19 protein-coding genes and 1 pseudogene are annotated in these 25,154 nt (G+C 67.9%); 11 read left to right on the top strand and 9 right to left on the bottom strand.

The annotated features are described in order from the left end of the window. Positions 1-177 precede the first annotated feature (177 nt). Entirely contained in the window at positions 178-1,239 is a 1,062-nt protein-coding gene (locus tag HZS55_RS06580) for a Gfo/Idh/MocA family protein (protein ID WP_246308370.1), read from the top strand. A 146-nt stretch (positions 1,240-1,385) separates the two neighbouring features. Then, positions 1,386-2,462 (top strand): archaellin/type IV pilin N-terminal domain-containing protein, encoded by a 1,077-nt coding sequence (locus tag HZS55_RS22985; RefSeq protein ID WP_179910914.1) that lies wholly within the window; start codon positions 1,386-1,388, stop codon positions 2,460-2,462. A gap of 228 nt (positions 2,463-2,690) precedes the next feature. Here the strand turns inward: HZS55_RS22985 and HZS55_RS06570 are convergent, their stop codons facing one another. Both HZS55_RS06570 and HZS55_RS06565 read right to left on the bottom strand, forming a co-directional pair. Then, positions 2,691-3,359 carry a DUF192 domain-containing protein gene (locus HZS55_RS06570; protein WP_179910913.1) on the bottom strand — a complete coding sequence of 223 codons (669 nt, stop codon included), beginning with the start codon at positions 3,357-3,359 and terminating at the stop codon, positions 2,691-2,693. A gap of 36 nt (positions 3,360-3,395) precedes the next feature. Then, entirely contained in the window at positions 3,396-4,595 is a 1,200-nt protein-coding gene (locus HZS55_RS06565) for a M20 family metallopeptidase (protein WP_179910912.1), read from the bottom strand. A gap of 359 nt (positions 4,596-4,954) precedes the next feature. Between HZS55_RS06565 and HZS55_RS06560 the strand changes: the two genes are divergently transcribed. The 5 genes from HZS55_RS06560 to HZS55_RS06540 all read left to right on the top strand — a co-directional run bounded on the left by HZS55_RS06560 (position 4,955) and on the right by HZS55_RS06540 (position 8,437). Beyond that, positions 4,955-6,145 (top strand): glycosyltransferase family 4 protein, encoded by a 1,191-nt coding sequence (locus HZS55_RS06560; RefSeq protein WP_179910911.1) that lies wholly within the window; start codon positions 4,955-4,957, stop codon positions 6,143-6,145. Between the two features lie 175 nt (positions 6,146-6,320). Next, the gene (locus HZS55_RS06555) at positions 6,321-7,289 is read left to right on the top strand and encodes a transcription initiation factor IIB (protein WP_179910910.1); all 969 of its coding nucleotides are present in this window, start codon (positions 6,321-6,323) and stop codon (positions 7,287-7,289) included. 142 nt (positions 7,290-7,431) lie between these two features. Beyond that, entirely contained in the window at positions 7,432-7,809 is a 378-nt protein-coding gene (locus tag HZS55_RS06550; protein ID WP_179910909.1) for a winged helix-turn-helix domain-containing protein, read from the top strand. Then, positions 7,806-8,084 (top strand): DUF7521 family protein, encoded by a 279-nt coding sequence (locus HZS55_RS06545; RefSeq protein WP_179910908.1) that lies wholly within the window; start codon positions 7,806-7,808, stop codon positions 8,082-8,084. Before HZS55_RS06550 ends, HZS55_RS06545 begins: the two co-directional genes overlap by 4 nt. Before the next feature lie 83 nt (positions 8,085-8,167). Beyond that, entirely contained in the window at positions 8,168-8,437 is a 270-nt protein-coding gene (locus HZS55_RS06540) for a hypothetical protein (RefSeq protein ID WP_179910907.1), read from the top strand. Here the strand turns inward: HZS55_RS06540 and HZS55_RS06535 are convergent. Both HZS55_RS06535 and HZS55_RS06530 read right to left on the bottom strand, forming a co-directional pair. Beyond that, complete coding sequence (locus tag HZS55_RS06535) at positions 8,345-9,559, bottom strand: glycosyltransferase family 39 protein (protein WP_179910906.1); 1,215 nt, start codon at positions 9,557-9,559, stop codon at positions 8,345-8,347. The two genes, HZS55_RS06540 and HZS55_RS06535, sit on opposite strands and share 93 nt — an antisense overlap. A 169-nt stretch (positions 9,560-9,728) precedes the next feature. Next, complete coding sequence (locus HZS55_RS06530) at positions 9,729-10,844, bottom strand: glycosyltransferase (protein WP_179910905.1); 1,116 nt, start codon at positions 10,842-10,844, stop codon at positions 9,729-9,731. 288 nt (positions 10,845-11,132) lie between these two features. Between HZS55_RS06530 and HZS55_RS06525 the strand changes: the two genes are divergently transcribed. Both HZS55_RS06525 and HZS55_RS06520 read left to right on the top strand, forming a co-directional pair. Then, on the top strand, positions 11,133-12,659 hold the full coding sequence (locus HZS55_RS06525; protein ID WP_179910904.1) for a sugar transferase: 1,527 nt from the start codon (positions 11,133-11,135) through the stop codon (positions 12,657-12,659). A 53-nt stretch (positions 12,660-12,712) separates the two neighbouring features. Then, on the top strand, positions 12,713-12,880 hold the full coding sequence (locus HZS55_RS06520; RefSeq protein WP_179910903.1) for a hypothetical protein: 168 nt from the start codon (positions 12,713-12,715) through the stop codon (positions 12,878-12,880). Positions 12,881-12,998: 118 nt separating this feature from the next. Here HZS55_RS06520 and dpsA read toward each other — a convergent pair whose 3' ends face one another. Then, the gene (gene dpsA, locus HZS55_RS06515) at positions 12,999-13,544 is read right to left on the bottom strand and encodes a DNA starvation/stationary phase protection protein DpsA (RefSeq protein WP_179910902.1); all 546 of its coding nucleotides are present in this window, start codon (positions 13,542-13,544) and stop codon (positions 12,999-13,001) included. A gap of 532 nt (positions 13,545-14,076) precedes the next feature. Between dpsA and HZS55_RS06510 the strand changes: the two genes are divergently transcribed. Then, positions 14,077-18,378, top strand: coding sequence for an FG-GAP repeat domain-containing protein (locus HZS55_RS06510; RefSeq protein WP_179910901.1), 4,302 nt, complete (start codon positions 14,077-14,079; stop codon positions 18,376-18,378). Between the two features lie 101 nt (positions 18,379-18,479). On the opposite strand, the gene HZS55_RS06505 is transcribed toward HZS55_RS06510, so the two are convergent. Further along, positions 18,480-20,543, bottom strand: coding sequence for an alkaline phosphatase PhoX (locus HZS55_RS06505; RefSeq protein ID WP_179910900.1), 2,064 nt, complete (start codon positions 20,541-20,543; stop codon positions 18,480-18,482). Between the two features lie 156 nt (positions 20,544-20,699). After that, on the bottom strand, positions 20,700-21,143 hold the full coding sequence (locus HZS55_RS06500; RefSeq protein ID WP_179910899.1) for a hypothetical protein: 444 nt from the start codon (positions 21,141-21,143) through the stop codon (positions 20,700-20,702). 286 nt (positions 21,144-21,429) lie between these two features. Here HZS55_RS06500 and HZS55_RS22585 point away from each other — a divergent pair, with 286 nt between their 5' ends. Further along, complete coding sequence (locus HZS55_RS22585) at positions 21,430-22,647, top strand: hypothetical protein (RefSeq protein ID WP_246308369.1); 1,218 nt, start codon at positions 21,430-21,432, stop codon at positions 22,645-22,647. Positions 22,648-22,847: 200 nt separating this feature from the next. Here the strand turns inward: HZS55_RS22585 and HZS55_RS22980 are convergent. After that, positions 22,848-23,183: pseudogene (locus tag HZS55_RS22980) on the bottom strand (ion channel); the annotation flags it as partial. Between the two features lie 398 nt (positions 23,184-23,581). After that, positions 23,582-24,976 carry an ATP-binding protein gene (locus HZS55_RS06485; protein WP_179910896.1) on the bottom strand — a complete coding sequence of 465 codons (1,395 nt, stop codon included), beginning with the start codon at positions 24,974-24,976 and terminating at the stop codon, positions 23,582-23,584. Between the last annotated feature and the right edge of the window lie 178 nt (positions 24,977-25,154).

Raw genomic sequence — 25,154 nt, 5'->3', positions numbered from 1 at the left:
GAAGGGAGCCGTGAGGGGAGAGCCGAGCGAAGCGAGGCGCGACGAACGGAGCGCCTCGGAAACGCGAGCGGCGCGAACCGCGAGGACGGGTTCGAGGACTGACGGCTCGCGCCCGGGCGAGGACGTGCGCTTCCGCGGGCGCAAGCTACTAACGGAACGCCCGCGAGACGGGTAGTCGTGACCACTCACGACATCGCCTTCGTCGGAACGGGCGATCAGGCGGACCTGAAGAACCCGAACCCGGAGGGGTTCGCGATGAACTACTACCACGGGGAGGGCTACGAGCGGCTCGACGACTGCGAGATGGTCGCCTGCGCCGACCTGATCCCCGAGCGCGCCGCGGCGTTCGCCGACCGCTTCGACATCGACGACGAGGGCGTCTTCGAGGACTACGAGGCGATGCTCGCCGAGGCCGAACCGGACATCGTCTCGATCTCGATATGGCCCGCGGACCACGCCGACGTGGTCCTCGACTGCGCGCGGAGCGACAGCGTCGAGGCGATCCACTGCGAGAAGCCGATGGACCTCACCTGGGGGAACTCCCGGCGGATGGCCGAGGGCTGTCGCGAGGCGGGCGTCCAGCTCACCTTCAACCACATGCGCCGGTTCAAGCCGACGTGGGTCGACGCCCGTCAGCGCATCGAAGACGGCGCCATCGGCGACCTCGAGCGGATCGAACTCGCACCGGGCAACATCTACGACGGCGGCACCCACCAGATCGACTTCGCGACGGGCGTCGCCGGCGACCGCCCCGCCGAGTGGGTCATCGGACAGGTCGACTACCGCGAGGAGAACACGTGGTTCGGCGCCCACAACGAGAACCAGGCCCACGCCCACTGGCGCTACGAGAACGGCGTCGACGCCGTCGTCTCGACCGGCGGCGAGCGGTCGTTCGTCCCCGCGGACATGCGTTTCGTCGGGAGCGACGGCCGCCTCGAAATCGGTCCCGAGGAGTCCGACGCGGACCTGCGCTGGCGGACCGGCGGCGAGTGGGAGGAGAAGACCGTCGCGGAGGGCGCCTGGACCGACCCGATCCACGACGCCGTCGCCCACGTCGTCGACTGTCTGGAATCCGGTGACCAGCCGGTGATCGGCGCCGAGAACGCGCTCAACAGCACCGAGATCATCTTCGGAATCTGGGAATCCGCACGGCGGCGCGGTCGCGTCGACCTCCCGCTTGAGATCGACGACAACCCCCTCGAAGCGATGGTCGAGTCCGGCGACCTGGACCCGCAGTAGCCGAGACGGTGCCGGTTCAGACCGCCCCATTGGACTGGAGCCATCGATCGGTACAGGGCGCGCAGAGAACAATGGACTGTATTCAGTATTGATACTCCTAACACGAGATTTATTTGTCGGGTGAAGATCGTTTGAGATGAATTTGAATGACTTCCAATGTTGAGGGCCGTGGACAGGTTGGGGTCGGAACACTCATCGTGTTTATTGCAATGGTGTTGGTAGCGGCCATCGCTGCTGGTGTTCTCATCAATACTACTGGATTTTTACAGTCAAAATCGGAGACGACAGGCCAGCAGTCGGCAGACCAAGTCTCTGACAGACTGAGTGTGCTGAGTGCGACTGGCACAGTCGGACCTGGTGGTGTTCGATTGGTACCGAAGGAAGAACCGTCTACACTAGATCTCAACGGATCTGATGTCACCACTAATGGTGGATCGGATTATCCAGATTACTTTGAGAAAGGATATCAAATAAACGAAGGACAGACACTCTTTCTTTATATTCCGCATAACGGGGCGTCTGGACGATTAGTCGTTGACGGGACACAATCTCAGTCGTACAATAGCGATACGAATATCAAGATCCGATTCTCCGAGGCTACCGGAGAGAAAATCCAAGTCAAGGATGTCACGAACGGCGAGGTCATCAATACGGTTTCACCACCGGTACGGATGTGGGCACAAATATCCGATGATAGTGCGCTCTACCTAAAAGAGGACAAGTTTATCGATACGGGAAATTCTGATGGTTCAAATGAAGTTGTGATTAGAGACCCGGATCAAGACGAGAGTTATGTAGGCTGGACCATCGAAAAACCGACCGCCAACGTCACAGTACCCGAGACAACTGAACATGTGGGCGCTGCAATTCGGAATGCATCAGTCACGGTGCGACGAAGTCCCGGAAGCAATCAGATTGACCTCCGAAACCTCACTATCCATTATATCAGCGACACAACATCCGCGCGGTTAGTGTACGGTGACGACCAAGCAGCTTCAAGGAATTTCTCAGTAACGCCGCTCTCCGATAATGGGCCGGTGCTTGATGATACAGAGCGAGTCGTCCTCAACGTCAATATCACGGCAATTGAGGGTGAGAACATCCGAGGCCTCCGCCCAGGTACAACCGTCGACTTGCTTTTAGTTACACAACAAGGGGCAAAAACGAGAGTGGCTCTTACCGTTCCAGAAACGCTTTCTGGCGAAGTCTCTGTCACCCTCTAAAACCAACGACGCTCTCGGGTAGAGAATTGTTGGCGAAAATCGATGGATTGGAGCTACAACAATCCCTTCCCCAAGAGCGACCAACGATTAGATGCCCGTCATATCTGAGAATTGCTTAGTGCGCAACTGTAGTGAGCAGTTCCACCGTGCTCGGGAGGTGCGAAAGACGCGCGGGTCACCGCCCGGACCGGCATCTCGACCGGCCGAATCGACCGCCTACGCGGTCGCTCACAGGTCGAATCGCAACACGTCGCCGACCTCGACGCCGCGCTCGGTGGTCCACCCCCGGTTGACCTCCAGCACGTACTGGCCGCGACCGGGGTACTCCTGGTCCGCGCCGTCCTCGTTCGGGCCGGGCTCGGGGGCGTGGTGGATCTCGGTGATCGCGCCCTCGCCGTCGGCGAAGACGATGTCGAGCCCGAAGTCCATGTCCGGCATGATGTAGGTGCGGTCTCCGACGGAGCCGTAGACGAACAGCATCCCCCAGTCTTCGGGCAGCGATTCGGTGTCGCTCAGACCGGTCACTCGTAAGTTGTAGGTGTCGGCGATCGCGGCCGTCACCGACCCCAACCGTTCCCCGTCAGGTGTCGTCACCCGGACGCCCGTCGTCTCGTAGTCGGGAAACATCGCCTCGCGGGTCCCGGTGCCGGCCGCGGTCGGCGAGGCCGTCGCGGTAGCGGTCCCCGCCGGCGTCCCGGTCGGCGACGAGCGCTCGGTGGCCGTCGCGGTGCCCCCCGTCGCGGGCGTCCCCGTCGGTGTCGTCCCGTCCGACCGGTCGGTCGGCGTGTCCGGTCCGGCCCCTCCGTCGTCGGTCCCGCCGTCGGTCGTCGCGCCGTCGCTCCGACAGCCGGCCACCCCGGCGGCGACACACGCGGCGATGAACGCTCGGCGTCGCATACCCCTCGTTAGAGCTGTCGGCTGATAAGTACGAGGTCACACGCTCCAGGACTCGGCGACGCCGCGGTAGATCCGGTAACAGCGGTCGAGGACGGGGAGCGAGACGCTCTCGGTCGCGGTGTGGGCCTCGCCGGGTTCGGAGGGGCCACAGACCACGCAGGTCGTCCCGGCGTCGGCGAGCCACCCGGCGTCGGTGGCGTGGGGTTTGACCACCTGCTCGGGGTCGCCCTCGCCGGGCGCTGCCGCGTCCTCGTTCGGTGCGGTCACCCCGTCGCCCGACGCCGCTTCGCCTTCCGTTTCGTGTGCGTCCCGAGCCGCGGCCAGGACCGCCTCGGCGAAGGCGGCGTCGTCGCAGGCCATCGGCGGGAGGTCCTGGTCGACCGTCCAGGTGACGCCCTCGACCGACTCCGCGCGGTCCAGCGGCGCGCGCTCGCCGGGTACCGTCCGCTCGTCGACGGTCACCTCGCAGCGCTCGGGGATCACGTTCCAGGCCGACCCGCCGTCGATCTCCGTGACCGCGACGCTTCCCGAGAGTTCGTGGCCCAGCACCTCGGTGGTGGGGAAGGGGAGCTCGCGGACCGCGTCGACGGCGTCGGTCGCGCGGTAGATGGCGTTGACGCCGGACTCGGTCTCGCTGGCGTGGGCGGCCCTGCCCTCGGCGACGAGCGTCGACCCCCGTCGACCCTTGTGGGCGACGGCCACGTCCGTGACCCCCGGGGCCGAGTAGCCGGTCGACCCCTCGCCGACGACGGCGTAGTCGGGCGCGAACCCGTCGTCGATGGCCGCCTGCGCGCCGATCCCCCCGAGTTCCTCGCCGACGAACGAGGCGACGACGAGTTCGACCCCCGCGGGCGGTTCGGCGTCGCGGAACGCACACAGCGCGGCCGCGACGGCGCCTTTCATGTCCGCGCTCCCCCGGCCGTAGAGGCGGCGGTCCGCCCGTTCGCCGTCGGCCCGCTCCGCTCGTACCACGTACTCGCCGTCGTCGACCTGGGGGTCGTCCGGCGGGACCACGTCGTGATGGCCGACCAGCGCCAGCGATGTCTCGCCGGCGCCTCTCCGGGCGATCACGTTCCCGCCGCGCTCGGTCCCGCCGGCGTCGTCGCGGGCGACCGCGGCGTCGGTGTGCTCGCGCAGCCAGGACTCGATCCGGTCGCCCGCCGCGGCCTCCGAGTCGTGACTGGGGATCGAGACGAGCTCCCGAGCGAGCTCGCGCACGTCTCCTTGCGGTCTCATGGTCGTCCCGTCGGACGCCGTCGTCTTCAAGCCCGGCGACCCCGGTTTCGGGTGGTGTTCGGTATCGGTGGCGGAGTGATCACGCCAGCATCCGCCGAGCGACCTCGGGAGCCAGTCGTGCGGCCGTTTTCCCCGCGTTTTTGCGGTAGCGAGGGACCTCCGGTCCCTCGGACCATGCGCACAGCGTGGGAGCTTCGCTCCCACGGCCCGTGCGAGCGGGCCAAAGGCCCGCGAGCAGACGGCGCGTCGCGCCGCGAGCAGACGGACGATCCCCGCACCGGCGCGAAGCGCCGCGAGGAACGCTCCGCCGCGAAACGCGGGTTCGCAACACTGATTCCGCATCGCCGTCCAGGCGGGGTATGCACGTCCTCGCGGCGACGAACAACCTCTATCCGGACCCGTCGGCGACGGGGTCGGGCCGGTACAACTACGAGGTCGGTCGTCGGCTCGCCGAGCGGGGACACACCGTCTCAGTGATCACCAGACAGCGCGGCGGTTCGCCGGCGCGCGAGCGGGTCGCCGGGATGGACGTGTACCGCTACGGCGCGTCGATCGCGCGACTGCCGGCGACGATGCGGACGATCGAGGGGCTCGTCGAGTCGGTCCGGGCGAGAGAGCCGGTCGACCTGGTGAGTTTCCACGGCGCGTTGAGCTCGTTCGGCGTCGACCGAGCGACGCCCGAGGCGGTCCCGCGGACGTACACGGTCCACGGGCTGTGGGGCGTCGAGTACCGCGACCGGCTGGTCGACCCGAGTCCGTGGGCCGCACCGTACCACTGGCTCAACCGGACGCTCCGTCACCGAGTCGAGGGACGCGTACTCCGCCGCAGCGACGCGGCGGTCGTGCTGAGCGAGTTTCAGCGCGGGCGGGTCCGCGACCACCACCCGAACGCGCCGCCCGTGCGCGTCGTCCCGGGCGGCGTCGACGTCGAGCGGTTCGCGCCGCTGGACGGACCCGCTCCCGAGACCGTCGGCGACGAAGCGATCTCGTTTCTCACGGTACGGCGGCTCACGCCGCGCATGGGACTGGAGACGCTGCTCGACGCCTTCGCGCGGGTGGTCGACGACGGGCTCGACGCCCACCTGTACGTCGGTGGCGACGGGCCGCTCCGGGAGGACCTGGCGGCGCGGGCCGAGCGACTCGGCGTCGCGTCGGCGGTGACCTTCCTCGGCTACGTCCCCGAGGACGACCTGCCGGGGCTGTACGCCGGCGCGGACGCGTTCGTCCTGCCGACGCTGGAACTCGAGGGGTTCGGGCTCGCGACGCTGGAGGCGCTGGCGTCGGGGACGCCCGTGGTCGGGACGACCGCGGGGGCGACGCCGGAGATCCTCGGCCCGCTGGCCGACCGACCCGGGATCCCGGCGCCGCTGCTGGTCCCGCCGGGCGAGACCGGCGCGCTCGCCGAGGGGCTGACCGCCTGGGCCGGGTTGACCCCGGCCGAGCGAGCGACCGCGGGCGAGGTCTGTCGGTCGTACGTGCTGGAGAGCGACTACACCTGGGAATCGGTGACCGACCGGCTGGCGGCGCTGTTCGCGGACGTTCGCGGGTAGCCGGACCGGGTTCGGTGAGCCCGGGTCCGGTCGGCCCGGGGTCGACCGGGCCGGATCCGGGTGGATCGAGCGGATTCCCAGTATCTGGGACAGCGCCGTTCACTCATCTTCGACACCCCCGATGTTGGTGGTAACAGGGATCACGGCCGCCCGAACGTCCCCCCCGAGCCACACAATGACTCAGACACGGTACGATTCCGACGACGGACAGGTACGGCAGCCCGACACGACGACCGACGCGGTCGCCGCGCGGTCGTGTCCGGAGTGCGACGGGCGAGTCGTCGAACACGAGGACCGCGGCGAAGCGACCTGTGCGGAGTGCGGGCTCGTGCTCGACGAGGACGCCATCGACCGCGGGCCCGAGTGGCGCTCGTTCGACGACGGCGACCGCGGCGAGAAGAGCCGGGTCGGCGCGCCGACGACCGAGCTCATGCACGACAGGGGGCTCAGCACGAACATCGGCTGGCAGAACAGGGACGCCTACGGCGAGACGCTGTCGTCGAACCAGCGCCAGAAGATGCAGCGGTTGCGCACCTGGAACGAGCGGTTCCGGGCGAAGGACGCTCAGGAGCGCAACCTCAAGCAGGCGTTCGGCGAGATCGACCGGATGGCCTCGGCGCTGGACCTCTCGGAGCCGGTCCGCGAGACCGCGGGCGTCCTCTACCGGCGCGCGGTCGAGGCGGAGTTACTTCCGGGGCGGTCCATCGAGGGGATGGCCACGGCGTCGCTGTACGCCGCCACGCGCCAGCACGGGGCGCCTCGACGGGTGACCGAGTTCGCCGACGTGAGTCGCGTCCGGAAAAAGCGCGTCCAGCGGGCGTACCGCTACGTCAAGCAGGAACTCGGGCTGGCCATCGAGCCCGAAGACCCGACGCGGTACGTCCCCCAGTTCGCGTCGTCGCTCGACGTCAGCGACGAGGCCGAGCGAATGGCCAGGGAGCTGCTCGACGTGGCGAAACGGACGGGCGCTCACAGCGGCAAGAGCCCCGCGGGGCTGGCGGCGGCGGCCATCTACGCCGCGGCGAACCTGACCAACGAGAAGCTCACGCAGGCTGACGTGAGTTCCGTCGCGGACGTGAGCCGGGTGACGATCCGGGACCGCTACCAGGAGCTGCTCGACATCTACGCCGCCCGAGAGGCGTGACGGTGGGCGGGACGGCGCGCGACGCGCGCGGCTCCGAGCCGAGGCGGTCGCGCCCCGGGAGCCCGGGACAGGTGGGGAAGCCCGCATGCGCCGCCGAGTCCCGACCGGATCGCATATCGGGGAGTCCGTGCAAGGCCGGATGATGGCGGACGAGTCAGCGCCGTCGCCCGACGACACGTCCCTGACGGCCGTGCTCGAGGCGCTGGACGACCCCGACTGCCGGGCGATACTCCGGGAGACTGCCGAACCCATGACCGCAACAGAACTCGCCGACGCCTGCGAGATCCCGAAATCGACGCTGTATCGCAAGCTCGAACTCCTCGGCTCGGCGGCGCTGCTCCGGGAGCGCGACGTCATCAACCCGGAGGGGGGCCGAACGACGAGATACGAACGCGACTTCGACAACGTACTGATCTCGATGAACGAGGACGACACCTTCTCGGTGACGGTCGACCGACCGCAGCGGACCGCCGACCAGCGGCTCGCGGACATCTGGTCGACGATGGGGGACGAACTGTGAACGAGACCTCGGTCGCGATCGCCGTCGTCAAGTCCGTCGTCCTGGTGCTGGGCGGCGCGATCACCGTCATCGCCTACCGGGCCTACCGCCGGGCGGGCGAGCGCTCGCTCGGCGTCCTCGGCGCCGGGTTCGCGATCATCACCCTCGGCGCGCTCGTCTCCGGCGCCGCCAACCAGTTTTTCGCCGTCCCGCTCGAAACCGGCGTCCTCGTCAACAGCGTCTTCCTGGCCGTCGGGCTGGCCGTCATCACCTACTCGCTGTACATGCAGGGGTGAGGGACCGACGATCGGCGGAGTCGTCCGAGCGTGCGTCGAACCACGAACAGTTATGTGCGTCTCGCTCCGATCCGCGACCGACGATGGCCCGGATCGACGTCGAGCCGTTCTCCGAATCGGCGACCTACCGAGCGGTGCGCACGCTGGGCCGGTGGGCCGAGGGGAGCGTCCTGTTCGCGCATCTGGACGGCGAGCGCGTCCTGTTCGGGGCGCTCGCCGCGCTCGTGGTCGTCAGCGTCGGGTCGGTGTTCCGCTCGAACCTAGGCTCGGGCGTCAAGTTCCTCAGCTTCGCGCTGGTGTTCGTCTGCCTGGCGGCGCTGACGGCACGGTTCGTCGACCCCGGTGCGGAGTGACCGCCACCACGATTCGAGCGTCGGCGCCGCGAAGACGGCCAGCAGGCAGACGAAAAACGAGCGGTGTCTGATCGTGGTCCCGAAGTTCGAGTCGATCAGCCCGTAGCCGACGATCCCCCCGAGGTAGACGACCAGCAGGGGGAGCGTCACCACGGGGTCGCTCTCGACACGGCGGAGCGTCAGATACGCGGCCGTCGCGAGGACGACCAGCAGCGGCAGGGACAGCACCGCGAGGAGGTCGAACGCCGAGTCGACGTGGAGCGGGAACGGCGCGAACTGGAAGTAGACGGCGCGGACCGGCACCGCCAGGACCACGTCCAGCCACGAGCCGTAGCGCTCGAAGCCGAGGTAGGCGGCCCCGCCCATGATGCGGTACTGCAGCCGCGAGTTGAGGGCGTCGACGGGGAACAGCCGGGTGAACAGCGCGAAGCCGGCGACGGCCACCGGCGCGCCGACCAGCGCCAGCGACGCCAGCGTGATCCGGCGGTCGGTGACGCGCCGGAGCGTCGCGACGAGGAGCGACCCGGCCGCGCCCAGCAGGACCAGGAAGGCGAGTTCCTCGCGCAGGAGGAAGACCATCCCCCACAGCGGCGGTGCGGCGAGCGCCCACCAGTAGCGGCGGTCGGCGACCGCGCGCACGCAGACCGCCAGCAGCGTCGCCGCCAGCAGCGTCGAGAGGGCGTCGCGCATCGGGAGGCTGGCGAACAGGAAGGGGAAAGGCAGGAACAGCAGCGCGAGCAGCAGGCCGTCGGTCGATTCGAGGGGGTCGTACAGTCGCCGGGCGAGGTAACACAGCGGCAGCGGCGTCAGGACGGCGAACAGGCCGTTGACGACCGCCATGGTCGTCGGGTCGGCGCCGAAGCTCGCGTAGACGACCGCCTGGACGGTCCCGAACGCGTCCAGCGACGAGAGGGGCGCGGCCTCGGCGCCTTCGAGGAGTCCCGTCGCGACCTCGTGGAACACGCCGATGTCCCAGGTGTAGGGCAGCAAGGGGAGGACGACCAGCGCGAAGACGAGGTGGGCCGCGAGCGCGAGCCCGCCGGCCACCCGGTAGGTCCGCGAGCGGCGCCGCGCGACGAGCGCGAACGCCAGGGCGACCGCGACGACGGCGAGGGCGACCATCGGCCGCGGGTTTTCGTCGGCGAAGTTTATAGCTGCGGATCGGCGGGGCGAGCGCCCGTCGACGGCACCGGCCGCGCGTCCGAGCACGTCGCCGTCACTCGTCGCCGAGCACGTCGCTGTCACTCGTCGCCGAGCACGTCGCTGTCACTCGTCGCCGAACCCGTCGCCGTCACTCGCCGGCGAGGGCGTCGCGGTAGACGGCGCGGGTCTCGTCGAGCATCCGTCGTCTGGTGAATCGCTCGCGGACGCGCCGCTGGGCGTTCGCCGAGTAGCGCCGGTAGCGCTCGGAGTCACCCAGCAGCGTCCGCGCGGCCTCGGCGATCGCCGCCGGGTCGCCCGGCTCGACGGTCAGTCCGGTCTCCCCGTCGACGCTGACGTACGGGACGCCGGTAGGCAGCGACGTGTTGATCACCGGGAGCCCGCGCTGCATCGCTTCGAGCTGGACGATGCCGAACGACTCGTTCTCGCCGGCCGAGGGGAGCACGAACAGGTCCGCCTCGCGGTAGAGCCGGTCGAGCCGGGCCTCGGAGACGAACCCCTCGAAGGTCACCCTGTCGGCGACCCCCTCCTCGCGGGCGTGGCGTTCGAGCGTGTCGCGAGCGGGGCCTTTCCCGACGACCGACAGCGTCGCGTCGAGCTCGGCCATCGCCGAGACGAGGTACTCGACGCCCTTGAACTCGACGAGCCGGCCGACGAACAGCAGCTTCCGGCCCGCCAGCGACTTCGGCTCGACGGGGCCGTCCTCGGCCTCGATCCCGATGGGGACGACTTCGGCTTTCCCGCGCCACTTCGCGATCCGGGCGCACTCGTCGCGCATGTTCGGCGAGGTGACGATCACCCGGGACACGTCGCCGAGGAAGCGGTCGAGGACCGGGCGATAGGGGTAGACGACGGGGCCCTTGCCGACGATGTCGTCGTGGAAGGTCGCGACGGCCGGCGTGTCGACGCGGTTGATCAGGTGGCTCACCGGCCCGAGCGGGAACGGGAGGTGGTAGTGGACCAGGTCGGCCCAGGCGAGCTGTTGGCGCAACCGGTAGGGGAACGTCGGGCTCATCGGCGTCGACTTGACCGCGCCGGGCGAGCCGGCGCGGACCACCTCGGTCCCGTGTCTCTCGTCGACGCCGCCGCGGCCGCCGGTCGCGCACGTGAGTATCCGGAAGTTCGCGTCGTCGATCCCGGTGACCAGCGTCCGCACCAGTTTCTGGATCCCGCCGGTGAAGGGGTAGTAGTAGGTGCAGACCTGCAGGACGTTCGGCGCGTCGGCCGCCGGTGGGTCGGTGGACATAGATCGGATCGAGCGGTCGGCTCGGACCGGTGGCGCGACCGCACACCGCCGGGCCGCCGCTCCCACTATCGCTCGCGACGAGCGGCCGGCCCCGACCGCCGAACGCCGTCCCGAGGGGCCCGAGCCCCTGTGAGTCCACTCCGGACCGAAATCGGAATAAGCGCTTCGGTTCTTAGGCTCGCCAAAACCAGGCCGCGCGCCGGCGACGGCCACCGCCCTCGCGCGGGCAGCCCGCCGCCGAGGACGAAACCTGTACTCTTTTATTTTAGGTTTGCCTAAACCAGTCCGATGGCCGCGGACGCCGAGTCGAACACGGGTTCGAGTTCCCGCCTGTCGCTGGGCAGCGGCGGCTCCGTCCGGCATCCGAAAAACGTGTATCGGGTTCTCTCGGGCGCGGGGCTGGTGGGGATCACGGCGCTGACGCTCGGCGTCGTCGGGCTCGCGGAGGTCCGCGGCGCCTTCGACCGCCACGGGCTGTTGTGGCACGCGAGCGACGTGGGCGGACACAGCGGCGACCTCGCGACGATGCTCGCGCTGACGGGCGTCGTGACGGTGCTCGCCACGCTGTCGCTGTGCAAGCCCCAGCCGCGGCGGATCCTCGACACGGTGACCGAGACGGTCCGCTCGCTGCTGGTGGTGACGGCGGCGCTCGCCACCGCCGGGTACTTCGACTACACGCTGCGGCTCCCGCGGGCGGCGCTACTCGCGACCGTCGCGATCCTGTCGGTCGCCCTGCCGCTGTGGTTCGCGGCGCTGCAACACTGGCAGCTCAAGCGGAGCGGCGGGACGCTGGTCGTCGGTAACAACCCCAAGCGGATCGAGGCCGCGGTCCAGGCGGCGGCCGAACCGGTCGTCGGCTACGCGTTCTCGCCGACCGACACGCGCGACCGCGCCGCCGAAGACGGGGTCGGCACCGACGGCGGCCACGCCGGGATCCCGGAGAAACTGACCCAGTACGAGTGTCTGGGCGGGCTCTCCCGACTGGACGACATCCTCCAGCGGTCGAACGTCGAGACGGTGATCCCCGCCCTGCCCCAGACCGACCGCGCGGAGTTTTTCGGCGTCCTCGAGACCTGCCACGAACACGACGTGAACGTGGAGATCCTCACCGAACACAACGAGAGCGTCCTCGTCAAAGAGGAGGGCGCCATCTCCGCCGAGCGGACCAAACGGCTCATCGGGATCAACATGGAGCCGCTGGACCTGCAGAACCGCATCACGAAGCGACTGTTCGACCTGGCGTTCGCGAGCGTCGGGCTGGCCGTCACGCTCGTCGTGTCGGTCCCCATCGCGGTCGCCATCAAAGTCGACAGCCCCGGGCCCGTCTTCTATCGACAGGAGCGCACCACGCAGTTCGGCGACACGTTCCCCGTCTACAAGTTCCGGAGCATGCGCCCGGAGGGCGAGTCGGCGGCGCCCGGCGAGGAGGCCGATCGAGTCACTCGCGTCGGCCGATTCCTCCGGCGGACGCACCTCGACGAGCTCCCCCAGCTGTGGGCGATCTTCACCGGCCAGATGAGCGTCGTCGGCCCGCGGGCCGCCTGGACCGCCGAGGAGGAGTTCCTCCAGCACGAGATGGAGACCTGGAAGAAACGGTGGTTCGTCAAACCCGGGCTGACCGGTCTGGCCCAGATCAACGAGGTGTCCAGCGAGAACTCCCGGGCGAAGCTCCAGTACGACCTCACGTACATCCGCAACCAGTCCTTCTGGTTCGACGTGAAGATCGTCGTCCGACAGGTCTGGATGGTGTTCACCGACTGTCTCCGGCTGGCTCGCCGCCGGCTCGCGGACCGGCTCGGTGACGGTCCGGCGTGACGGCCGCGTCCGAACCGCATCCTTTATCTTTTAGGCATACCTAAACGCTCGTAATGGCCGCCGGCACACAGTCGCACGTCGCTGCCACGCCCGACGTGGAACCGCGCGATCGACCCGAGATATCCGTCTGTGAAGGCGCTCCCGGAACGTCCGTCTTTCTCGAGTCGGGGAACACCGACGGGTGGATCGCCAGCGACATCGCGGTCGACGTGACGCAGTAGCGCCCTCGAAACGGGATCGGCCCCGGACGCGGACCGGCTACGGACACGACGGAGCCGACGCTCCCGGACGGGGCCGGAAAAAACGTCTCCGCTCGGGTGGTGTGGTCGACGCGAGTGGTCAGTTCATCGCGGCTTCGGTGACGAGGGTGTCGTCCTCGAGGTAGTGGTCGATGACGTGGGCGTGTTCCTCGAGGTCTTCGAGCTGTTCGCGGAGCATCTGGGCGGTGGCGTGGTCGCCGAGCCCCTCGGCGAGTTCGATGTGCTCGCGGTAGCTCTCGATGATGTCGCCGTACATCTCCAGGTCGTTCTCGAAGGAGGTCCGGATGTCGTAGACGTCCTCGTCCTCCGGCTCGACGGTCGCCGCCGCCGAGAGCGCGGGCATGCTCGCGTGCGGGACGCCACCGATGGCCTGCAGGCGCTCGGCGAGTTCGTCGGCGGCCGCCTCGACGTCCTCGTAGGCCTCCTGCAGCCACACGTGGATGTCGCGGAACTCCGCGCCCTCGACGTTCCAGTGGTGCTTGTGGAGCTGATGGTACAGCACGTACGCGTCGGCCAGATCGGCGTTCAGCGCCTCGATGACCTGTGCGGCCTTCTCCTCGTCGAGTCGAACGGGGTTCTCTCCGACTGTCCCAGCCTCCTGTCGAACCGTCTTCTGGGTGCTCATTGCAAGCGATAGTTCGCGTCTGAACCACTTATAACTTTTCAAGATCCAGACATTTTTCGGACGGCCTAAACCGGGGTCGGCGAAGTAGTATCGGCGCCGTCGCTTCGGGCGGCGCATCGACGATTCGGGCGCGCGGCGCGGGCCGGCAGCGGGTCGAACCGGAGGCGGGTTCGAGAGCCGAAGACGGCGGTTCGGACGGTTCAGTCGTCCGAATCCGCAGCGCTTGCTGGTTCGGTGAAAATATTTATCAATTACGTGTCCGATATTGGTGACAGGCGTTCTTCCAGTCGAGTTTACTTGAAGTGTGACGGAGCGTGGGGGGGAACGCTCACGGAGAAGACGATGACAGGAGAGACGACATCCAAGACCGAAGAATCGGATCACGGCTATCGAACTCGGCGGACGGGCATCGGCCGATGCGGCACACGCGGACCGGTGGGGGAGTCCCGTCGGTCCGGCGAACTCGCTCCCGGGTCGGAAACGGAACGGGCTGGGGGCGTGCGAGCGCCCGACCGCCGGGAGGGTGAGTGACGTGCCCGACGATCCAGCGGATCCGGACGGCGACGAGACGAGCGCCCGGATCGACGACGCCAGTGTTCCGTACAGACCGCCGTGTATCGAAGGCGAGGGCGACACCGACCCGGTCCTGGGACCGACAGGGAACGTGGCCGAGCGCCGCAAAATCTTCGAGACGCTTCCGCAACCCCTTCCGAACGACGCCGAGGACAGGTCGCTCACCGCCGACTGGGACTCGGTCGCGCTGTTTTTCAACCTGCCGGAGGGGAACGAACCCGGCGGATACTCGACGACGACGACGGCGGACGCGAAGGCATGGCTCGACGAGGGCGACGATCCGAGTTCGCCGACCATCTCAGAGTTCATGACCGACTACTGGGGAACGCTCTCGTACGGGGAGCTCGCCTTCGGCGTCGACACGCCGCGTGACGATCGGGGCGACCCGCTGATCCCGACGATATCGGGCGTGAGCTCCGGGAACTGGAAGCAGCTGATCGAGGAATGTCTGGACGCGAACGCGGAGGCGATCTGGGAGGCCGCAGGCGGCCTGTACGTCGACGGAAACGAAGGCGGCAAGCGGTGGATCCCGTCGGTCGTGCTCGTGCAGAACTACCCGGATAGGGCCAGCGCCTACTGGAACGGCTTCGATCACGCCGTCGGCGGGACGACCTACCGCGTCGGGGACCAGACCCACGTCACGTTCGACCTCGGCGACCACAGGACCGAACGCATCGGCTACGTCGCGGCCGAGACGACCGGGAGCGGTCCTGCCGGAACGGTCGACGGCGTCACCGACGACTGGTCGACGGTCACGTTCGACGGAGCGTACGCGGAACGGCCGGTCGTCGTCGGCTCCCTCCAGACGTTCGAGGGGTCCGACACGGCGGGGATCCGGATGCGCTCGCGGTCGCACGCCGACGCCGAGGTCGCCGTTGAGGAGGAACGCTCGATGAACGCCGAAACGGACCACGTCCCGGAGACCGTCGGCTACCTCACCGTCGAGGACGGGGAGATAACCGACAGCGACGGCGCGCGGATCGGCGAGGCCGGAACCGTTCGGACTGACCAGAGCGGCGGCGACGAGTGGCACCCGGTGTCGCTCGACGCGGGCTACGCGGACCCCGTCGTGCTGACACAGGTGACGAGCTACGAGGGGAGCCAGCCCGCACACACGCGGCTCAGAAACGTCGGTTCGTGGTCGTTCGAGTTCCAGATAGAGGAGTGGGACTACGAGAACCAGCAGCACGTGACCGAGTCGGTCGGCTACGTCGTCCTCGAGAGCGGCGACCACGAGCTGCCCGACGGAACCGACTTGTCGGTCGGGACGGTTCGGACGGACTTGGAGTGGGCGTCGGTGTCGCTGTCGGGCCTGTCCGACGGGTCGGACCCGGCCGTACTCAGTCACGCCCAGACGCGGGCGGGCAACCAGGCGGTCGTCACGCGCCAGCGCGGCGTGAGCGCCGACGGCTTCGATGTACGGTTGCAGGAGGAGGAAGCCAACGCCCGGCGGTGGTGGGGGTCGCCGCTGGCCCACGAGTACGCCCACAACTTCCTGGAGTTCGGCGACCTGTACTCACCGACGGGGGCGACGCTGTACTGGGACCTGCTCGGCGACGGGTCGCTCCCGGCGAAGATGTCCGAGGTGTCGAGCGTACACAAAGAACGGATCGGCTGGCTGGAGTTCACCGAGGTGGTCGAGGGGTCCAGCACCGCCGGCTACGCGAACGAGTTCTCGCTGGAGCCGTACACGACCTCGGGCGACGCGGTGAAAGTCGTCCCCGACCCCGAGAACAACCCCCACGAGTACTTCGTCGTCGAGTTCCGCGGCCCGACCGGCGAGGAGGTGTGGCGGCCGGACCGCGCCCTCTCCGAGTCGGGGCTGTTGATCACGCACGTCAACGAGCGGATCCTCTCGCTGACCGGCGGGGACGCCAGCCCGTCCGACATGAACTGGTTCGTGAGCGAGGCGCCGTACTTCGACCCGGAGTTCGCGGACTACAGCGACGAGGGCGGCCCGCTCCGCGGTTCCGACCTGGAGGGCGCGCTCTTCACGGGCGACTCCGGACGCCACCTCTTCGCCCCGCACACGGAACCGAGCAGCGACTTCTACGGCGGGCGGTCGTCGACGCTCTCGATCTCTGATATCACGGTCGAGGACGACAGCGCCTCGTTCTGGCTGGATCTGGACCCGATCGACCACGAGCGGCTGTGGGAGTGTACAGCGGCGGACCGCGGCGTCGCCGGCCGGTTCACGAGCGACGACCCCGAGGCGCGCGACGAGGTCTTCTTCCGCGACGACAACGCGGGGGCGCTGCTGGTCCACGACGAGACGAAGTGGTTCGTCCGCGCCCGACAGGAGGGGCGGATCGACGGCTGGAACCTCGGGAGCCGCGACCGCGAGCTCGTCGGCGATTTCGACGGTGACGGTCGCGAGGAGATCTACGTCCGGAGCGACGGGTGGGCGGGGATCTTCCGCTGGGCCGGCGAGCGCTTCGAGGCCCCCACGGTCGTCGGGAACGAGGTCGGTGACTGGACGCTGACCGCCCGAGACGACGAGGTCGCGGCCGACCTCGACGGCGACGGCCGCGACGAGATACTCGCGCTCCGCGACGACGGAGCCGCCGTCCTCTCGTGGGACGAGGACTTCGACGTGGCAGCGACCCACGGCGGGACGGTCGGCGACTACTCGTTCTCCCCGCGGGACACCGCCGTCGCGGGCCGGTTCACCGGCTCCGACGGCGAGGAGGTCGTCGTCGTCGGCGACGACGGCCTGGCGCTGGTGGGCTGGGACGAGACCGCCGGCGCGCTTGACACGGCGGCGGTCCATTCCGAGGCGGTCGGTGACTGGACGCTCGGCGCCGACGACGACCTGGCGGTCGCGGACCTGGACGGAGACGGCCGCGACGAGCTGTACGTCCGCAAGACGGTCTCCTCGCCGGCCGTCAACGAAGCCGCCGTGCTCTCGTGGGACGGCGACGGGTTCGAGTCGGTCTGGCACCGTACGACCGACCTCAAGGGACTCGAAAACGCCCAGGACCGACTCACGCTCGGCTCCGAGGACCGGTCGTACGGCGGGCAATTTCTCCCCCACCACTCGCGGCCCAACCGGGGCGGGATCGCCCACGTCGCCGACGAACGGGTCTCGCTGCTGTCCTGGGACGACGACAGTGCTGAACTTCGCGTGGAAAGCTTCGAGCGGGGCGGCTGGTTCGACTGGACCGACGAGACGGACCTCGTGGTCGGGGACTTCCACCGGACCGGCCCCGAGACCGCGGAGGACGGCCGCCTCGTCACCGACGAGGGCACCGACCTGTTCCTCCACAACGAGTGGGGGACCGGCACCATGGGCGTCGACATCCGCCAGCACCAGGTCGGCGGCGCGAACGTGCGGTCGTTCGACGTGTTCTGGCGCCAGCCCGACTACCTGATGAGCCTGTACGAGCCGTCGCTGGTCGCGGACGTGCGCAACGACCAGCCGGTCGACGTCGACGAGACGGTCGAGTTCGTCGCCACCCCGCGGGGCGTCGACGACATCGACGACTGGTCCGTCGAGTGGGCCTACCGGGACGGTGACGGGAACCACCAGCGGATGGGGGCCAGCGACCCCGGGGCGGTCTTCGAGTTCGACGGGTTCCCAGTCTCCGACACGGGCCCGGGCTCCGATGGCCACGAGATCGTCGGTATCCGATCGCGGGCTACCCGCGGCGACGAGACGCTCACCGACCGCTTCACCGTCGAGTTCCGCCCGAACGAGCGGACCCGACAGTTCGACGCGAACCAGGCGCTGAGCGGGGCGCTGTCCAGCGACGGGACGGTCGTCCCCGCGACCGAGACCGACACGCTCCCGGTGGGCGACGACGCCGAGAACGTCTCGACCCAGGCGATGCTGACGTTCGACCTCGCGCTCCCCGAGGACCTCTCGCCGTCGGCGATAACGGACGCGACGCTGACCCTCGTCCTCCGGCCGCCGGAGGGCGACCCCTACGGCGACCTGTTCGATCTGAGCGCGGTCCACGTCGACTACGGCGACGCGATCGAGCCGTCGGACTACCGGACGAAGTCGCTCAGGCTGCTGCCGGGTCGTTCGGTCGTCCCCTTCGAGGACGGCTGGGGCGGCCGACAGGTGGACGTGACGAGAGCCGTCCGCCACGCCTGGGAGACTCGGGCTGACCGCGACGACCGCGTCCAGTTCGTCCTCTACCACAGACAGGGAACCGACAGTGATTCGACGGCCGACTACTCGCGGCTCGCCGCCGACGACCCGGACGTGTCGAGCCACAACTCGCTGCTCCAGGTGCGCTACGACACCGAGAACTGACGGCTCGTCGGTCCCCGGCCACGAGTGAGCGGGCGGCGACCGACGAGCCAGCGACGGCCCCGAAACGAGACCGGCGAAGCGACGGGTGTCGACGGCGCTCGTCAGTCCAGCCGCCGGACGGTGTCCTCGTCCGCGAAGACGTAGAGGCAGTCGTTGCTGTAGGAGCGGCCGAGCTGGTCGGCGTCCTCACAGCAGAGGACGCGGCCGTCCTCCATGACGTAGAGGTTGTCGACGTTGATCAGCGCGTCGTCGGCCACGTCGGCGGGATCGGTCGCGTCCGGGCCCACGATGACCGGTTCCAGCGTCGTGATATCGTAGTTCGAGTCGAGGGTCCCGCGGTAGACGACGCCGCCGTCGACGCGGTCAAGCCGGAGGTCGCCCGTGTCGTCGGCCAAGTCGTCGTTGAACTCCGAGAGGGCGAAGTAGACGTAGTCGCCGCTCGTCGCGCCCGCGACGCTGTCGACGCCCTCGGCCTTGTTGAACTCGATGGAGGCGCCGATCTCCTTGGCCGCCGCCCGCGTCTCCAGGAACGGGACTTTGCGGAGGTCGTCGTCGACGCTGTCGGGGTCGTTCGGGCTCCACTGGTCGGCCCACCGGACGATCTCCTCGTTAGTGACGTAGTTCCGGTTCCCGTTCGCGACGACCTCGCGGTCGGCCTCCTCCAGAATCTCGGCGGTGACCTCCTCGCCCTCGGTCCACGAGGAGTGGGTCGCGAGGTAGTCGACCTGGGTCACGTCGTCGTAGGCGGCGATCCAGGATTCGACCGCGGCGTTGGTGGCGCTGCCGAGCGGCCACCACTCGATCTCCAGGTCCGTCTCCGCGGGGGAGTCGCCGGCGACCGCGTCGCCGTTGGTGATCTTCGGCGCGTACAGCGTCCCCTCGACGTCCATCGGGTCGTCGTAGCTCGGGATCGGGTCCTCGGCGACGAACTTGTAGACGCCCTTGCTGTCGCCGTCGGAGCACTCGTAGACGGTCCGCTCGTCGGTCTGGACGTCCGGCGCCTCCCAGGCGGCCCGCCCCATCACGTAGTACTTGACGGGCTGGGGCGTCTCGGCCGCCGGCTCGCGGATGTCGACGTGGTAGCCGTAGCGGTAGGGGTTGGGGTAGCTGTCGCCGATCGGCTCGGTCGTGTTGGCCTGCTCGGCGCCGTCGGCGTACGGCGGCGCGGCCTGGTCGACGCGGTCGGCGCCCAGGTAGTACGCCAGCAGCTCGACCCCGGTCATCGCCCAGTACCCCTGAACGGACCACGACTCCTCGCCGTAGTATTCGTCGATCGCCGCCTGGATCTCGCTGGGATTCGGGCGGTTCCAGAACTGGCAGGCGCCGACGAGCCCCCGTCCCGAGTCGGCCTCGACGATGTCGCCGACCGTCGCCGTCAGCGAGACGCGCGTGTGAGCGTAGTTCTCCTCCGAGGAGAGCATCGTGTCCCACGGGCTCTTGTCGCCGTAGCAGTTGATGCGCGTGCCGCCGATCTCGCGGAACGGCTCGGTGTTGGCGAGGTTGATCGCGTCGTCGAGGTCGGCGTGCCACTCGCCGTCGTCTTTGTGTAGCGGGATGCGCGAGACGTTGCCCGGACTGTTCTCCCAGTTGGTGAACAGATACCCCTCGGTGCGCGCGCCGTCGGTGGCGACGAACTGGTTGCAGTCGGGGTTGTAGCCGGCGTCGCCGTACTGCGTCCCCGCGAAGTTCTCGGTCGTCAGGTCCCAGCCGTCCGGCGTCTGAGCGACTCCCAGCCGTTCGCTCCCCCCGTCGATCCGGTCCTGTTCCCGAGCGAGGAGCGTGTACTCGCCGTCGGCGCCACGGACGCGCCCGCGCTCGTCCTCCGTCGAGGGCGTCGACAGCTCCTCGAAGTCGTCGTTCGTCCCCGAAAAGTCGAACTGGAAGCCGCTGAAGTAGCCGATGCCCGCGCGACCGTACTCGCCGGGGTTGTCCCGGCTCGGGTGCTGCAGGCTGTAGAGGAGTTCCCCGTCGTCGAAGACGTACGGGCCCGTGACCTCCGCGCCCAGCGCCGTCGAGGAGAAGCGCTTGAGGTCGCCGCGCACCGTCGGTGCCCCCGCTGTCTGTTCGTCGTCCGCGGCCTCCGCGCTCGCCACGCCGGAGACGCTCGCGCCGAGCGCCGCTGCCGCCGAGGAGGCCATCAGCGTCCGCCGATTGAGATCGACCATGCGTCCGTCCGGTCAGCCGATCACCAGATGAAGTCTTCTAAGAGTGATACGTTCGCGTCTTACCGACCGAGAGCGGTACTGAGAGCTACGTAGCGGACGGGAACCGAATCGCTGCGGCTATCGACGGGTGGGTCGGCGGGAAAACCGGTGTCGCTCTCAGGCGGCGTTGGCGGCCGGTTCGACGCCGCGTTCGGCCGCTTCGGTCCGTATCTCCTCGGCGCGCCGGCGGACGGCGCCGACGTAGCGCTCGATCTCCGACGGTTTCTTGCCGTAGAAGGAGGCGACCCAGTTGGTGTCGGTCCCGGCCATCGTCAGGAAGTAGGCCGCCATCGTGTCGCGGCCGGCCTGGACAACCTCCGGCGGGACGCCGCGGTGGCCGGTGCCCGCCTCCTGAAACCCGTTCGTGTCGAAGTACACGTCGGCGTACAGCGTCGCCGTCTCCGGGTCCGCGAAGCTGATGTCGGTGTGTTCGGGCGCCTCGAAGCGGTACTGGGGCTGCTCGGCGCCCGCGGGACGGAACTCGACGACGCGCACGTCGAGGGGGTACTCCCGATGGACGCGGTCGGTGTCCGACGACTGACTGGAGTCTGAGTCTGACATGGTGTGGGTCGGTCGAACCGGGGCCGTGAGACCGGGTTCCCGGCGTGTGTCAGCGCTGGCGCGTCGCGTCAATGAGGGTTACTAGGAGGCGTCCGGACCCCTCCATACCGCCCACGAGAGCTACAGAGCGCCACCGCGGTCCAGTCGCACCGCCGTGACATCCGGCGAGCGACGGGCGATCTGTCACCGGACACGACCGAAGGCGGAACGGGATCCAGTCCGCTGCGGGATATCGACCGGATGTTGGCCATGTCTTTTTTACACTCGGTGCGAAACCTTCGGGGGAATGAGCGAGGACCACCGGCCGGCGACCGCGTCGGAGGGCGACGAGTCGTTCGTCCTCGACGAGCTCGGCCGGGCGGACGCCGACCCGGCGCTCGACGCCGATCCCACCGCCACCGCGAGGGCCGAGACGATGTCCCGGGACGCGGTCGAGGCGGCGATCGTCGACGACGTGGTCGAGCACTTCGAGGACGACTACGACCCGGCGGCGCTGGGGATCGACGCGCCGGACCCGGCGTCGGTGCGTCGGCGGTGGTTCGATTTCGGCTATCTCGACGACTGCGAGGTCGTCTCCTGGCGCTGGTCGCGCCGGCCCTACTCCTACACGGCCATCGTCTACGACCCCGCGGAGAACGAGCGCCGCTACCGCGCCGAGGCGCCGGTGCTGACCGAGTTCGAGCAGTACGTCCGCGAGGACCTGACGCGGATCCTCCGACAGGACCTGATGCACCGGGACGTGGGCGCCGAGGAGGAGCGCGACGAGATCTTCGAGCTGGAGGTCCAGCGGGTCTTCGACGAGCACGCCGCCGCCGTGCCGCCGGCGACGCTGCTGCGGGTGCTCTACTACCTGCGCCGGGACTTCGTGCGCTACGGGAAGATCGACCCGCTGATGGGCGACCCCGCCATCGAGGACATCTCCTGCGACGGCGTCGGCGTCCCGCTGTTCGTCTACCACGGCGACTACCGCGACCTGGAGACAAACCTCTCCTTCTCGGAGGAGCGCCTCGGACGACTTGTAGGCCATCGGCACCTCGTCGAGGACGTTGGGATCGTCTTCGGTCGACTCGGCGGCGTCTACAAGCAGAGCAGGCCGAGTGCCTCGGGGCTTGCCCCTGAGGCCGTTCACCGTAATAGACCGCTCGGGAATCCTCACTGGCTGTTCGAGTGCGGCCACCGCCGCTCGTCGGCTTCGACGAGCCCCAGTAGTTTCCGCCGGCGATCGGCTATCGAGGCGAGCGCCTCGTCGAACTGCTGGTCGGACACGGTGGGGATCTCGCGCTCTCGAAGGGAATCGATCGGCGGCGCTGGTGGGGGCTGCCGAGCCGGTTCGACGAACGCCGTGTCGAGCGTGTTCAGGTACCCCTGGACGCTCGACCGAGCCTGGCCGACGGCGATCTCGCTCGGCCGCTCCCGTTCGGCGACCCCGAATTCGAGGAGTGTCAGCGCCTCGTCGAAGATGGCGATGTTCGTCACCGGTGCCTGTGCCGTCTGTGGCGCGTAGAAGTAGTGGAGGGCCGGGTACGCCTTGTGGTTCGATGTGAGGGTGTCGAGTCGGGTGGCTATCGAATCGAGCGGCACGTCCAGCCCTCGAAACGAGTCGCCGTCCCAGCTTCGTTCGAGGATCTCGGCACTTCGCGTACCGAGGCCGTGAATACTGCTGGCGAGCGACCGCTTCTGCGTGACCGCGCCGAGGACGTTGAGCACGTACGTCACGCTCAGCGTGACGAAGAGCATCCCGCTCGCCGTCGTGAGACCGGTTAGGACCTGCCAGAGCCCGTCACGCGGGGTGAAATCCCCGTTCCCCATCGTGAAGACCGAGTAGCCGACGAAGTAGAAGCGTTCCGTCCAGGCGATGGGGGCCGGGTCACGGGTATCGATCAGCGTGTTCTCGCCGCCGGCGAAGAGGAACGTCCAGCCGAACCAGAGGAGCGCGATCCACACGGTGAGACTGACGACCAGTACCACCGGTCCGGCCAGAGAGAGCACGCGGGGATTGTCACCTGCGACCTTGCGAAACAGCTGCCACGTCCGGTTCATCAGTCGAGTCGTGACCGGGCCAGCTCCGCCCTCGACCCAGAGCGTCGTCCACAGCAGATCGACGACGACCACAGCGAGACACAGGAGGCTCAGAAGGAGGTACGCGGGCTTCATCGCACGCGCTTGTCGGAATCGCACTGAGCAAGCCGATACCCTGGCACGTCCGGAGCGCCGACCACACCCGTTGGGCTGGCAGGGTTCGAACCGAACGGAACGAGCACACGCCTGTTTCGCGTTCGAGACGGAAAATCAACAACGTTGCATTCCGACCGCTGGAGCCGTCTCTTGACATCTGTTTCGCTGTCCAGGAATGACGCATCTCAGGACTGGTCACCAGTGGATTCGATGCCTCCGAACAAACGAAGAAGATCTCAAGCCCGGTCCAAAAATGAACACAGCTACGAGCCAGAGGAAAGGCAGCCGTCGATCGCAGTGAGATCGAACAGCGACCAGCGGTCGCCCAGACCGTCGGCGAGTCCGTCGACGAAGCCGCTCTTCGAAAACAGCGCGAACTCCTCGTCGCGCGTGTCCGGTCCCCATCGGACGCGCTCGGCTTTCTCGCGTAACTGCGAAACCAGTGAGTGGCCGACTGGATCAGTCGTCCACTTGCACTCCGCGAGCAGAATACGGTTGTCGTCCGGGGCGAGTCCGACGATGTCGATCTCGTCCTCTCCGTACCACCATCGGCCGACTTCGGAGTACGGGCCGAGTGCTCTCTGCCGAATCGCCTCCCACACGACTTCCTGACAGACGTCTTCGAACGTCGTTGCCACGTGGTCCGGGAGGTTCGGTTCGATCGTCCCGTCGTAGACGACGTTCGGGGCTTCTTCGATACCGGAGCGGTTCGGTTCGACGAAGCGAAACCAGAAGCGGAGGAACTCGTCGGCGACCCGGTACCGCGACCGCTTCGATTGCTTTGGGGATGCCGTTACAGGGACATCGCGCTCGATGAGCCGAAGGCGGCGGAGCGTCTGAAGATACTTCGACAGGGGCCCGGAGTCGATTCCCGTCCTGCCAGCGATCTCGTTGGGAGTCGTCTGTCCCGTTGCGACTGCTTCGAGGATGCTCAGATACCGGGCGGGATTGCGGAGTTCCGTTCGGAGGAGAAATTCGGGTTCGTTGTAGAGAACGGCCGTGGGGGAGAGAATCTGTGTCCGGATGTTCTCACCGAGCGGCTGGTCGTAGTCGAAACGGGTGAGATACATCGGAGTCCCTCCAGTGACGGCAAACGATCGGATCGCGTCTTCGATTCCGTATGCGATGACATCGTGGGCCTGCTGGAAAGAAAACGGCTGAAGGTCGATCTGTCCCGTTCGGCGGCCGTACAGCGGACTCTCGTGGCCGAGCACTTCAGATTCTATCGTACTCACACTGGATCCACAGAGGACGAGCATCGATTCGGTATCCCGGAGTTGCTCGTCGACGAACGACTGGATATACGAGGGGAGCGAGCCGTTCTCCCCGACGAGATACGGGAATTCGTCGATGACAATGATGCACTGTTCGGTCGCGAGCTTCTCGCCGAGGTAGTCGAACGCCTCGTCCCACCCGTCGATACGGGGGATGCGGTCATCGAAGTACTCAGCGATCGTCTCGACGAATTTCTCGCGCTGGCGAGTTTCTGCCTCCTGAGCCGCGAGGAAGTAGATGTGTGGCCGGTCGGCGCAGAACTCCTTGAGGAGTTCCGTCTTTCCGACGCGGCGACGCCCGTAGACCACGTAGAACTCGTGGCCCGTGGATTCGAACGCAGTTTCGAGTGCGGCAAGTTCGTCCCCCCGGTCGTAGAAGGTCATACTCTGAATAATGATTACTGTGATAATGACTTATGTCTTGCTTCGACTTCACTGAGCGATGAGCCGGCCGCCGGTCGATCCCGAATCTGTATCGAGCTCCCGGATACGTTCGTCGACAGCGATTGGAAGCGAGTGGACTCACCCCGAGGTCAAGTTCCGAGGTACTCGCCTTGAACTA

The organism is Halosimplex rubrum (genome assembly GCF_013415885.1).
GTDB lineage: Archaea > Halobacteriota > Halobacteria > Halobacteriales > Haloarculaceae > Halosimplex > Halosimplex rubrum.
Note: the sequence above shows the minus strand (reverse complement) of the source record. Positions and strands in the feature narration are given on the sequence as shown.

Bases quoted from the DNA above. Each gene is read 5' to 3' on its own strand.
- HZS55_RS06520 (WP_179910903.1), top strand. From the start codon at position 12,713: ATGGCCGCCGGCACACAGTCGCACGTCGCTGCCACGCCCGACGTGGAA.
- HZS55_RS06530 (WP_179910905.1), bottom strand. From the start codon at position 10,844: ATGTCCACCGACCCACCGGCGGCCGACGCGCCGAACGTCCTGCAGGTC.
- HZS55_RS06500 (WP_179910899.1), bottom strand. From the start codon at position 21,143: ATGTCAGACTCAGACTCCAGTCAGTCGTCGGACACCGACCGCGTCCAT.
- HZS55_RS06535 (WP_179910906.1), bottom strand. From the start codon at position 9,559: ATGGTCGCCCTCGCCGTCGTCGCGGTCGCCCTGGCGTTCGCGCTCGTC.
- HZS55_RS06540 (WP_179910907.1), top strand. From the start codon at position 8,168: ATGGCCCGGATCGACGTCGAGCCGTTCTCCGAATCGGCGACCTACCGA.
- HZS55_RS06550 (WP_179910909.1), top strand. From the start codon at position 7,432: ATGGCGGACGAGTCAGCGCCGTCGCCCGACGACACGTCCCTGACGGCC.
- HZS55_RS06565 (WP_179910912.1), bottom strand. From the start codon at position 4,595: ATGAGACCGCAAGGAGACGTGCGCGAGCTCGCTCGGGAGCTCGTCTCG.
- dpsA (WP_179910902.1), bottom strand. From the start codon at position 13,544: ATGAGCACCCAGAAGACGGTTCGACAGGAGGCTGGGACAGTCGGAGAG.
- HZS55_RS06560 (WP_179910911.1), top strand. From the start codon at position 4,955: ATGCACGTCCTCGCGGCGACGAACAACCTCTATCCGGACCCGTCGGCG.
- HZS55_RS06570 (WP_179910913.1), bottom strand. From the start codon at position 3,359: ATGCGACGCCGAGCGTTCATCGCCGCGTGTGTCGCCGCCGGGGTGGCC.
- HZS55_RS06525 (WP_179910904.1), top strand. From the start codon at position 11,133: ATGGCCGCGGACGCCGAGTCGAACACGGGTTCGAGTTCCCGCCTGTCG.
- HZS55_RS06555 (WP_179910910.1), top strand. From the start codon at position 6,321: ATGACTCAGACACGGTACGATTCCGACGACGGACAGGTACGGCAGCCC.
- HZS55_RS22585 (WP_246308369.1), top strand. From the start codon at position 21,430: ATGAGCGAGGACCACCGGCCGGCGACCGCGTCGGAGGGCGACGAGTCG.
- HZS55_RS06485 (WP_179910896.1), bottom strand. From the start codon at position 24,976: ATGACCTTCTACGACCGGGGGGACGAACTTGCCGCACTCGAAACTGCG.
- HZS55_RS22985 (WP_179910914.1), top strand. From the start codon at position 1,386: ATGACTTCCAATGTTGAGGGCCGTGGACAGGTTGGGGTCGGAACACTC.
- HZS55_RS06505 (WP_179910900.1), bottom strand. From the start codon at position 20,543: ATGGTCGATCTCAATCGGCGGACGCTGATGGCCTCCTCGGCGGCAGCG.